Below are 11969 nucleotides of genomic sequence, written 5' to 3' on the forward strand. Positions count from 1 at the left end.
CTTTCTTTGTTAATTACTCTTGAAGCATTCGAAAATGCTTCGAACTTGATAGTGCCGCTCAGCCAGGCAATAGATCCAACACAGCATTTGTGTAGTCGTTTCCACCCGCCTTCGCCAGATAACGAACCTCGAGAATGATATCTGTCAAGCTGTCAATCAATGCCTTCTGCCGCGTGTCGTGCCGAGTAAAGTGCAGTTGCCACCTGGATATGGCACCGGTCCCCTCAAAGGGCAAATAACGCTCATCACCAAACATCATCTGATGCAAACCGGCATCTTCAACTCCGCGGCTGACACCTATTTGTTGATGGCTACGCAGATTCAAAAGAACATGCGGTGGCGGCATTTGATCCTTTTCACCGTAAAAGTAATCGAGTATCCCAATGTCTGGTTTGAGTACCGTAGTACTGCCGGTTTGCGTCAGTGTTGCGCATACATCCTTGTAAGGGCCGAGTACCACCGGTAGGGATATTGAAACGCTGACAATCTGGCGACAGTAATGCCCTGGATAATCGCAATCAAAGAGTTGCTGGGTAAACTCGAAGTCAAGCTTACCTGTCTCTTTTAGCCCTTTCAGTACGTTGTCCCAGTCTTTTTTCGGCTTAACAAACTCGCCCGTTTCAAACAGCTGACGCAGAGAAATTGTCTTGATCAATTCCAGGCGACGCTCGTTTCGACTGAGAAATTCCTTCTCAAGCGACATCAAGTCAAACAGCATGGACTCGCCAGCGCACAAACCGTAGTAGTTATCCATCCACATATTGGGGCGAATGATCTGCGAATCGAAGTCGCCCATTTCGTACTGAAAACTGGTTTCGGCACTCAGGCACAATCCGGCGACCGCATCGTATGCCTGGAAGTACAGCACAGCCATCTGGCTCAATAGCCAGCGGTACAGTTCGACATTGGTTGAACGGGTTTTATAGAATGAGTACACATCCTGAGCATGAGCGTTGGCTTTCTCCGCATGTTCCAGGCTGGATCGCGCAGCATAGACCGCATGCATCTGTGCTTTGATTTGCACATCCAACACTTGCATTTCACGTTCACCTTGATTGAGCGCCAGTCTCCACTCTTCGGCTCTGCGCCCATAATTGGCGCTGGTCGCTGACCTGTCCGCGGCAATCAGTTCTTTTTCCGCCGCTGCTCCCAGCAATAACCCCGTTGCTCGTAATGAGCCACCGAGAACGATGCCCCCACTGCCAGCAGCTACACCCACGATCACCATATTCGGCACATGGTTAGCGAAGCCTTCTGCGACGTAAGCCTGGCTCGCATCGCTCATGTCAGTCCTGGCTTCCATCTGGTCCTCAAGCGCAACGATTTCCCCGGGAGAGACGCCCTGTTCCAGCAACTGGCTAAAATGATCGATGCGCCCATCAATCACTTTCTTGCTTTCTTGTAACGACTTCAGCGATTCCTCTTGTTGTTTCAGCGACTCCTCCTGGATCGCCCTGGCGTAGACTCCCAGCTCAATTTGCTGCTTTTGCAACTGCTCCTCGAGCAAACTTCGGTCACGCGCTTCCATGCATTGTCGGACTTCGCGGCCAAAACCAATGAGTGTTTGCACCGCGTTTTGGGCCGTGCTCAACATGACCCGGAACCGATAGTGCGGAATATTGCGCCAGCCCCCCGCACTACGGGATGCACCGGACGATCCACCTGCCTGAGCTTGAAGCAGCCTCTTCGGATCTGTCGGTGCCGCAAATAGAGAGAGGGACGATTGTTTGCCATCGATCGTCAAGTTATTGCGCATATTGCTAAGGCAGTTGTCGATGTATTTCCAGATACCCAGTACATCTTCATTGGCTATGGGGCGGAAAACATCTTTTCTGATAATCGAAAAATCAGCTACCCCGGAAACTCGGGCCGGCAAATTCGCCACCTGTACGTCCAGGGTACGACTGAAGTTTTCCAATGCGCTGTGAGTGCCGACCTGGCGACGGGCAAGAATCATCTCCACACTAGTCGGTTCCCAATGGCTCATAGCCTTCGCTTTGGGAGCATCCCCCATCAGAAACAGAGCACGGATGTACTGCAGTTTTGCCGCCGCCAGACTGTCGCGGGTCAAATGCCGGTAAAGCGAATCGGCATGGGCAATGATGCACCGTACATAAGCGATAAAAATCGCTTTACGGTAGTGAATGCGTTTTGCAAAGGCGATGGCATCGGGGTCCACCAGATCTTTGGCAACAAAACTGATATCACCCGGTTCCAGCAAAGGCCGACAGAGCCAATAACGTTCATTGTTAACCATTGCGCCAGGACGGTTCATCCGCAGCTGTGGATTGAAAATGTAGTGATACCAGTTTTGTGACTCTCGATAGTTGTGTTCTTCTGCCAATCGATAGGCGATCAAAAACGGCAGATGAAAAAACAACTCCCAATAAAACATGCCATGGGCACTGTTGAAATCCATAGGAATGGTCAATGGGTTCGGTGCCTGATCGGGTGACTCCCAAGGCGCGGGTTCATGAGTAAACTGGGTGGATCTGGACAATACTTCGTCAATTGAAATCGCCGCTTTAGCGACAAGTTCATCACCAAAGGTAGAGTTAAGCTGGACCCATCGCAACTCGGTACCCAATGGCCGCAGATCCAGAAACTGCCCTCCGGAATCCTGCTTGCTGATCAACGGCACAGGACTGGCATTAGGCACTTGCAACACTTCCAGCTTATAACAATTACGGCCATACTCTCCGTCGCTGCTTTCACCCCATACTAGATCCAGGCTTTTGTTGACAGGATCGCCTACCCATTCATATTTAATCCAATCAGACTGCCCCCAACCATTCAATTCAATAGTGCCTTTCCACGTATCCGTCGCAACAACCCCTCCATCAATGATCTTCAGCTCCATCTGTACTGTTTCTGGTTTCTTTTGCACGTCAAGCATATTGACAGAATTACTTAAAAACACCTCAGTAGCGTTGAACGAACCGTGAGCAACGAAAAATCCAGCCCCGGCACGAACACTATTGGATGACAGTCGCCACAACCTTTCCAGTTGAGCATTAGTCAACGTAATATCTTTTACCGTCTGAACACCAAATGCTGAACTGACGAACTCTGCCGGGGTAATATTTGCCAACAGATCGGCAGGTTTTTCCTCTTCATTTTCTAAATACAAGGAAAAATCGAAGCCGGCCCCGCCCTGATGATGGCAGGTCAGCTTGATGCCTTTCGCACCCACTTTTGATAGCTCAAAATAGGTCTTCAACGATGAAACATATGCAATACCAACAAACACAATTTTATTCAACGTATACTCAGGCCTATCTACTTCGCACACACCCTGAACCTGCAAAACATTGGTGATTACCTCCTCCCCACCTACTACATCCAATTGACTGTTAAAGTTTATGTTGGTCGATATGTACTTATTGATCAATCCTTCCCGTGTCGTGTCACCACTTGGGGCTACTGACGCTGGAACAAGCGACTGGCGTACCAGGGAACGCTCGTCTATGTGCAGCTGATGTTGCAATGCCATGGGATTCGCAAATCGCCCATTGATCAATACTTCGAGACTTTCCTGCTGAGCATCTTGCGGCTCGAATCTTGAGTTCAATGACGCAAACATCCATCCTGGCTTCTCTTCATTAGCCCTCCACATGGCGCCCTTCGACGACTCGCTAGGTACATCCGTTGTCGTAAAGCAAACGGCTAATACATCATCCACGTATTTGCGCGCCCCTCCAAAAGTGACCGCCAGCAGACGTGCGGAATCCTTGGGTACCACCGAGAAGTCCTTTTTTCCGAGACTGATGGGCAGTGACCAACGACCATTGATCGCCAACTGGGCCAGTTTCATTTCCAGATGCCACTGGCCCGGAGCGACTGTACCGTTCTCAAAGCGCAGATCCGGATCACGGATGCCCTCGACGTACACGACCATCAACCGTCCAGCAAAAAAAACAGGCCGGATGGCCAATACATCAGGGCCTAGCGGTAGATCGATAGGCAGCCATTCACTCCAGCATGCCGGATGCAGATACTTGCTTTCCTGTTTTAGCTCAACAGTTGCCTTACGCCAATAATAACCACAGGGTTCTTCCCGACGACGACCTAAAAAATAATACACCGCGTTCTTGAACTGTTCGCTGCCATCCTCGGTTTCATCTATATAAGCAGATATCAGATCGAGATTGCAGGTCTCCACAAATCTTTTAAGGTGCTCATAAAGGGCCCTGTGCACAGCCGTATTACTCACACTGGCTTGAGCAAGATCGTCTTCCAGAGCCTTGAAGGAAGCTGTTTTGTTCAGGCGCATCTTCGGACTTATATAGTTCTCCGGATAATACTCAAGAGTTGAATAACCCGCCCAATCACTGATATTGCAATAACGCTTATGCCAGGCTTCCAACTCCTCCTTGGAAAAGTCCCTTTGGTGACCGCGTTCCATGCCGCAGTAAATCGCACCAATATAGATTTGCATCGCGGCGATGGCTTCAGCCACTCGGGATGAGTCCACTAACGAGCTGACTTGAGTATCCAGCAATAAGTACTGCAACAGATCTTCCAGCGAAGACAGTTCTGAAGTTTCAGGTTTTTCTGGAGCGACCTTTGCACGATAAAAATCGGCCAGCGCTATGCTGCGATACTCATCAAGCACACCAATAATGGACTTTTTCATTTCATAATCCCTTTCGAAAACACTTTCTTCGGAATTTTAAAAAAAACGCTACCGTAGCATTCAGTTGAATACCATTAATCAATTACGCTAATCCAGGCCACACAATATCGCAGCAGCTTGATCAACCTCGATCAACCACCTCTACAACATAGTCGACCAAGTATTCCGACGTTACATCATTCACACTCAATACCGCTTTGAACGTTAAGGTCCCACTCGCGAGCGGCGGAGAAAACTGCACCCTGAAATGACCATCTTTAGCGACAACGCCTTTGGCAATTTCAACGCCATCCTCATTATTCAACAATTGGATTTCCGCCCCTGGCAATCCCACCCCATCAACCCAGGACGAAGGCCCTACCCTAGCGTTCATCAGCGGACTGATGATGTGCGGTTTATCGATGAAGTCCGTCACCCTGACATGCGCGTCCGGCGCCCAAGCTGTACTTCCATCGAAATGACGTTGCATTACCGAGAACACATGAGAATCAAGAAGCACCGGTTCTGCCAGCCTCACCGACCAACCACCCTGGGCATTCACACTGGTTTGAGCGAGACGCGTCCCACTGTTCCGCCCTTCAAATACGCTTATTTCCGCGTAGGCACTACCAGAGCCGGTCAGCAGTGGCTGGACTTCAACGTTCTGGTGTCCATTTTGTGGATAGGTCAGGACAGGAGGCGGAGCATCCAGGCGTCCCGGTAATTCCAGACGCTGGTTAAGGCGGTTGCAGAAGAACGTCAGTTTGAAACTGCCGTTTCGTTCATCAGCACACTTGATCATCCAGCTGAGCATCACGTCATCGGACTTGATCTGTACGTATGCGCCTGTCTGGGGCGTGAAGTTCAAGCCCAGTGCCTTCGCGGAAAAATCGCCAGTCCAACTCAGCATCGCGCGGGCATTTTCAAGATCCACGTCTTTGGGCAAGTGAACATCAAGGCGGTATTCATGACCTCTGACAAACAACAGAGGAGCTTCCAGGCAAGGTTTGTCAGGCAGGCTCAGATCAACCCACTCATAACACCAGTCAATGGCGGGCACTACATCCAGCACGAACGAAACGGTTTTTCCAACTTCGTCCGTGCGCTGTGCGGTGACCTCATATTTTCCCGGTTCCATGGCTTCAAACGGATAGGCAGAGCGCCCATTCTCATCCGTCAAAATAATGGTAGAGGTCCATCGCTTGGCTTCAGGTGCATTGATCGGTTCTACCGTCCATGCAATTGAACAATTGGGCACAGGACGGGCCTGATTATCTGGCTTCTCAAGCACTTTCACCCACAGCAAAGTAGAAGACTCTTTTCCGGCTACCGGATAGAGATAATCTGTCGCCTGGCCGTGTATTACTGCGCCATCGGCCACATAGAGTTTCAAGGCTTGTTCACTTGCTCCGACTGCGGCAGTAAATGTTTGCATGCCTGATACCTCAAACCCGGGCACGGTGAACCGAACAACTCCGTTTGCATCAGTTTTGACTGGACCAAGAGTCTGGTCCCCGTACTCAAGCGTTACATCGACGTCGGGCGCGACGGCTCCGCTCAACAAAATCACATGGCATCGCAGGATTAGCTCCATCCCTTTTACGGCCATGCTTTCTGCCACCAACAATCTGATGGAAGGCTGACCAACGAACGTTAGATTACGTATCAGTTTCGGGCTGAGCGTGCTGTAACGAACAAGCAACGTCGCGTTCTCAATGGGTTCCATACTCGTGACGCGAACCCTGGCAATCCCTTTGTCATCCGTTGTCGCCGACAACTTATCGGCGAGGATGCCCAGACCGCCAAACTCCACAGTACGACCGACACCCGGATTAGAGTGATCATCTACCAACTTCACTTCGACAGGGATGAAGTCAACGCCACCCGCCAGATAGTCTCTGGTGTCAACGCGAAGGCTATCCAGATCAAACCCTAGTGATCGCTCCTCACAATCGATCACGACTTCGGCAATCGCTACCTGCTGCAAGCCATAGACGGCTTTCACATGCGCGACTCCCATCCAGCTGCCAGCCTTGAACCGCGCCACGGCACGTCCGTCTTGATCAGTAAAGGATTCTTCATCGAGCAAACCTGGCCGATCGCAGCTCCATCTCACGGTGAGATTTACATAAGGTTTGTCGGTCAAGTCACGCACTTTCAACTCGATCAAAGCAACCTGCCCGCCGGCATTGGCAATAAGCGGAGTACCGATACAGTTGATCTCTGCAGTATTGCTTTGCCCCAACTCACCAAACGACTGGTCGTCCCCCTTGACCGAAGTTTCGGACAAGGACTCCATCATGTGTTCTGCCGCAGCGCGATAGGCAGTCTTGCCACTGTCAGGCGTTAGCTCGCCCAGCTTGATGATGGCCTTCGCATCGAGGCCGCTGCGCGCAGCCAGACCACGAATACGAAGCAACGTATCCAAAACATCAAAACTTTGAACAACTGGTCTGGCCGGTAGAAGAAACAGGATACATTCGAGTACTTCCCTTACCCCCCACCTCAACACATGGGCCAGTTGAGTCGCAGCAGAGTCGCGAATCAACCGCAGATCCTCGGCGGTCAAAATGCTCGGCAAACTGTTGACCAGCGTTAAATAGTCCAGCAATCGTTCGGCAGGTTGCTCGGTATGAATCACTGCGCGCCGATACAACGTCAGTTTGTACATCGTGTGCAGCGTCAGATCTTTGGCTTGTAGGAGGCCGAACCATTTCCAGTTATCACGGGTGGTCAGCGTGACCAGCATCGCCGAGCTCAAGTCCAGTTTTTTTACAACTGCCGCGCGACGCACCAAATGCGCCAACAACGACAATACCTCGTCACCGATCCTGACTTTGTCGGCACCTGAAGTCACGGCATTCAAGGCTCGTGCAGCTTCCGTGAGCAAGAGTGGAACGCCCCCCTCACTCACCCATTTGAGCAATGGCAGCGTCAAGTCCTGAGAACAATCCAGATAGACCGACAGCGTTTCCTGTACCACGGCACTTTGGGCAGCCTGGATTTGCAGCAATATTGCCAAAATGATCGACACCACACGTTCGGCTTCATCTCGATGAAGTTTTTCTTCACTCACCGCGAATTCGATTTCTGCGCGGGCAAGCCTCTCGTATTCCTCCCCGTCATTAGCTGCAGAAGCCCTCACCATTCCGCGGGGGTCGACCAACTCTTTCAGTAAGTCCAGCCAACCCGCATAGTCGAAATTCTGGCTAGGAGGGACACCGGCTTCCAGCAGCTTGGCTTCAGTGAACAACACCGGCTGCAAACGTTTGTGTAATGTTTCAAGCAAATTTGTTTCGGCTGCGGTAGGTAATTGCGGTGGTGTTAGAGGTGCCACCATCTGAACGACGAAGAGCACTCTCAGATCATTCGCCCGGCACCATTGAACACAATCCGCTGCAGCTCGTATCACGCTTAAAATGTCACCATCTCCCGTGATCCCACTTACCGAGATACGCGCCTCTCCGGTGACTTTCTGAAGTACCCCGCCCGCACCACCATCACTGAGAGTTTCTAGCAACGCGACCATTTCAATGGGGGTCACTTGCAGCAAGGAAGCCAACTTCACGATGCGATAGAGCGACGAAAGAATGGGCAGACTGCGCTTTAACTGCGTGGTCAAATTGTGCCCTTTGGCAACCACTCGAGCCAAGTAACGCCAGGCTTCCTGGTTCAGCCCCAAAGCACTGCATATTTGATCGACGGTGCGCCTGTCCGCACGCGTCTGCGCATCGATAAAAAAAGCACCATCGTCAACTATCAACGGAGCATCAAAGTAAGCCTTTTCGTTAAAAATAAGGTCGAACTGAGAGGGTTCCTTTCCAGTACCAAACAGGGACACTTCGTCAATTATCGCTGCGAATTCTTTAGCCGTACATTTGAACTCCTTATGGAACTCCTGAAACAGTCCAATCGCTCGCAGCGTATTGTTGGTAATCCGCAATGGCTTGGGTTTCGGATCAGCGCTACTTTGCAAGTCCAGCCGTTGCTCGGCCCTGTTGGCGGCAACCACCAGTTGATCGCACTGTTGGTGGGACAATTTCAGCCAACGTGCCAGACGCAACATTCGGTTGATGCGTTCCAGGCGATTTTCGCTGGTATTGGTCAACTGGCGGGTCGAACCTTTTTCTGCAGGACTCAACCCCATAGCAGGATCCTGGCCATCATTGATGAAGACAGAACCAAATTGTGCGGGCCCGAAGGATGGATTGGTCAGGATTGTCTGATTTCTTGATCGATTAGTTGCGTAGTTTTCGATTGAAAAAAAGGCAGTCAACTCCTCGGCATCAATGGACGTTTGATGACAAAAGTGCACTGAGTCCAGTAGTGCTGAAGGGGTCGTGTTGAAATTTTCTTTTATGAAATCCTCATACGGTGTACCCAGCGTTACTTCTCGCCGCTTTCCAGTGCCAGGCACTGCATCATCGTTCCCGGCAGGGTTAGTCTGGGGAAACTTGAAATTCTCTGTCAGCAATAGCTGCCCCATAGGGCCCACGCAACTGGATTGTCGAAGCGCCACATCGGAAGACGCCCCGTGCGCACCTTTCTGTTTGAAATACGGAGCTGAAGGATCAATGGTCCGCACCACCTCACCCAACAATATATTGAATTGCTGGAGTACCTGACTCCACTGCACGAAGTACCACTCGAACGGCATACTGGGGAACGGGTACCGCGACTCCAGCATCAAATCATCAACCACATGATCAGCTTGAAGCGGAACAGAGGCTTCAATGATTGATTCCATGACTTCGTTGACGATCGAGACCGTCCGTTTGACCTGATACAGGCTTGTCGGGTCGAGTCGCATAGTGCCGATATCCGGCCTGCGACTGCTGATTCTAATTGGAGCGCCACCCGCAGCAGCTTCCAATTCACGGGCCAGCTCATACAACCTGACCAGATAAGCGCACGGGCCATTATGTGCATCCGGACTTTGCGCAGGCGTGCAGTTTTCCCAGTCAGTCTCGAACAGATCATCGAACGTCGGCGAGTCTCCTGGCGGCCTGATTCCCGTATGGTGGAGCGGATTGGGTGGGCCTTGAAGAACCAACTGATGCTCACTGAATTCGCGAGCAGCATGGACCGCCAGGACAGTGGCCTGCTCCAGGAATCCATGGGCGTCCTGTAGATGTACATCGAACTTTTTTACAATGCCCTGTGGCCCCATGTCCAAAAGGTCGAATACCGTCCCACCTTCCTGAATGAAACCTTGGCAGCGACTCATTATCGAGGGTTCGCCAGTGTCAAGAGCAAGCCTGAAAAGCTGCTCGAGGGCAGGGTTGGAATGGCTATTACTCATTGAACTTCTCCTGCGAGCGAGGCTGAGAGGGACGGAATGCGAAAGGCAAATCTGTTGTCGTCATGAGTTAATTTTTACGCTGCGTGTGCCGTGTTTTGTACCTGTTAGAACTGACAGTTCCGACGAACGGTATTGATGAAATGACGCGCAATAGAGTTACTTACGGGACTATTCCGCGGAGTGATATTCCTGAAGATTCAATTGATCTGCAGATACCTGAAAAAATTTACGGGGATGGAACTAGGTTTCGGGGGTCAAAATATATACATCGAATTTATATGTATCTGCATAGGCGACGTCGTTGGCCATCCACCCGTGAGCTACCTGCACCACCGTCGGACCTGGACTTGCTGGTAACGAAAAATTGTAGTCGCGCTCTGCGCTACTGCTCCGCTGTTCTCGGTCCTCGTCGGGATAGACAAATCCAACTACGATTGCATTTTCCTCAAACTCATAATAAGAAGATCTTCCTGTAAAATTAAGCGGAGCGAGATAACTCCCGTCTGGTCGAGGAAAGGTATTTGGGGGCGGATTGGGTAGTGGATCCGCGGAATTGAATGCTTCAAGTGGCGTGAGGCGACGGGTTACCATGGGCTTCTCCTTTTCGCATGCTGTATTCCGATAACAATGCAGCGCACCATTGTTATTGCTATTTAACCTCCCTACTAAAGCATCTGGCTACTGTCAGAAATAACAGGTGGTTACTCGACAACCCGGAAATTAGTTACCGTCTGTCGGTATTTATCAATGATCACCACTGGTAGTTGGCTGTATTGACTTGCGGCACTGCTCTCTGATCCGTAAGACCCACTTTCTAGTGAGACTTTTGTTCTTACAACTCCCTGCCGCTCCATCTGCTTAACAGCCTCGAAGACAAGACACGCGATGTGGCCGTGGTGATTTGTCAGTTGATTGAGTGGGGGGTGTTGCGGGCGGGGAAGTCACTGAGTCGTTGCTTTGGGTTGTCTGTACTGACGCCATCGCGAGCAGGCTCGCTCCCACAGTTGATAGGGTGATCACAAACCGTGTGTTTGCCGCCGATCCATTGTGGGAGCAAGCCTGCTCGCGATGACGATTCAACTCACGCCGACGCCGGCATCGGCTGAAAACTGAAGTACTGCGTCAGCGCCTCCACCAATTGCCCATACTCCGGCGGTGCCCGTTGCAGGCTGAACCCGGCGTCGTAATGGTGGGGGGTTGCGTCTTCATGGCACCACAGGCAACACGCCGTGAGGTCGATGACCTGCTGGCAACCGTCGGTGGCGGGGATTTTCAGACGCAGGTCAAAGTCGACACCCACCATCATGGGCAACTGACTGATGAGCATCAGCCCGTCTGCAGACACGTTGCCGAGAAAGCCGATGGGTTTGTCGGTGACGCTGTTGAACACTCTCAAAAAATACGGCAGCTGATGCCGCTCGATCCGGCGGTCGGTAAACATGCGCAAATGGCCCAGCAAGGCCCTTAAGCAGGGCCGCACTAATGCTTCGGAACGGGCTCTTCCATTTCGTCCATGGAAGTGAACACGCTCTCCCCGTTCCCGGTGCGACAGTCCGTGCAACCGCTGACGCTTACTCCTGCCGATCACAGGTATGACCTCGGCTTTAAAGGCAAGGCTCTAAAACCGATCTCCTGGACTATAGCTCACCCCCGCCGAGCGGCCAGGGAAAACGGCAATCAGTACGTCGCCGGGCGTGGGCTCGCAGCGTTGCGCAGTGGGTAATGGCCCGTACTCTGCAGGGTTTCCAGACGAGCGCGGGCGCGGTAGGCGTATTCGCTTTGCGGGTAGGTGGCAATGATGTACTGGTAAGTCTGCGCCGCATCGACGAACAGCATCTGCCGTTCCAGGCACTGGCCGCGCATCATCGACACTTCTGGCCACACATAAGGCCGCGCACGGCTGGAGCGCTCGACTTTCGACAGTTCGAGCATGACCTGCTCGCAATTGCCACGATCGTAGGCGCTGTACGCGAGGTTTAAATGATGGTTCATCGACCAACGGGCACAACCCGTCACACTGAGGGCAAGGACGGCAATGAGCGCAAATCGCAT

At 51.7% G+C, this 11969-nt stretch carries 5 protein-coding genes; all 5 read right to left on the minus strand.

Annotated elements, in window-relative coordinates:
* Positions 1–58: 58 nt before the first annotated feature.
* The 5 genes from H8F22_RS19205 to H8F22_RS19225 all read right to left on the minus strand — a co-directional run bounded on the left by H8F22_RS19205 (position 59) and on the right by H8F22_RS19225 (position 11969).
* Positions 59–4636: a Tc toxin subunit A-related protein gene (locus H8F22_RS19205; RefSeq protein ID WP_194940552.1), complete on the minus strand. Its 4578-nt coding sequence runs from the start codon at positions 4634–4636 to the stop codon at positions 59–61.
* Positions 4637–4757: 121 nt separating this feature from the next.
* On the minus strand, positions 4758–9917 hold the full coding sequence (locus H8F22_RS19210; protein WP_194940553.1) for a Tc toxin subunit A: 5160 nt from the start codon (positions 9915–9917) through the stop codon (positions 4758–4760).
* Positions 9918–10157: 240 nt separating this feature from the next.
* Positions 10158–10508, minus strand: coding sequence for a hypothetical protein (locus H8F22_RS19215; RefSeq protein ID WP_194940554.1), 351 nt, complete (start codon positions 10506–10508; stop codon positions 10158–10160).
* A 490-nt stretch (positions 10509–10998) separates the two neighbouring features.
* On the minus strand, positions 10999–11358 hold the full coding sequence (locus H8F22_RS19220) for a PilZ domain-containing protein (RefSeq protein WP_027922906.1): 360 nt from the start codon (positions 11356–11358) through the stop codon (positions 10999–11001).
* Between the two features lie 236 nt (positions 11359–11594).
* Positions 11595–11969 carry a tetratricopeptide repeat protein gene (locus H8F22_RS19225; RefSeq protein WP_027922905.1) on the minus strand — a complete coding sequence of 125 codons (375 nt, stop codon included), beginning with the start codon at positions 11967–11969 and terminating at the stop codon, positions 11595–11597.

Source organism: Pseudomonas mucoides (assembly GCF_015461845.1).
In the GTDB taxonomy this organism is placed as follows: domain Bacteria; phylum Pseudomonadota; class Gammaproteobacteria; order Pseudomonadales; family Pseudomonadaceae; genus Aquipseudomonas; species Aquipseudomonas mucoides.

Excerpts from the sequence above, each read along its gene's own strand:
- H8F22_RS19215 (WP_194940554.1), bottom strand. The coding sequence starts at position 10,508 with ATGGTAACCCGTCGCCTCACGCCACTTGAAGCATTCAATTCCGCGGAT.
- H8F22_RS19210 (WP_194940553.1), bottom strand. The coding sequence starts at position 9,917 with ATGAGTAATAGCCATTCCAACCCTGCCCTCGAGCAGCTTTTCAGGCTT.
- H8F22_RS19225 (WP_027922905.1), bottom strand. The coding sequence starts at position 11,969 with ATGCGATTTGCGCTCATTGCCGTCCTTGCCCTCAGTGTGACGGGTTGT.
- H8F22_RS19205 (WP_194940552.1), bottom strand. The coding sequence starts at position 4,636 with ATGAAAAAGTCCATTATTGGTGTGCTTGATGAGTATCGCAGCATAGCG.
- H8F22_RS19220 (WP_027922906.1), bottom strand. The coding sequence starts at position 11,358 with ATGTTTACCGACCGCCGGATCGAGCGGCATCAGCTGCCGTATTTTTTG.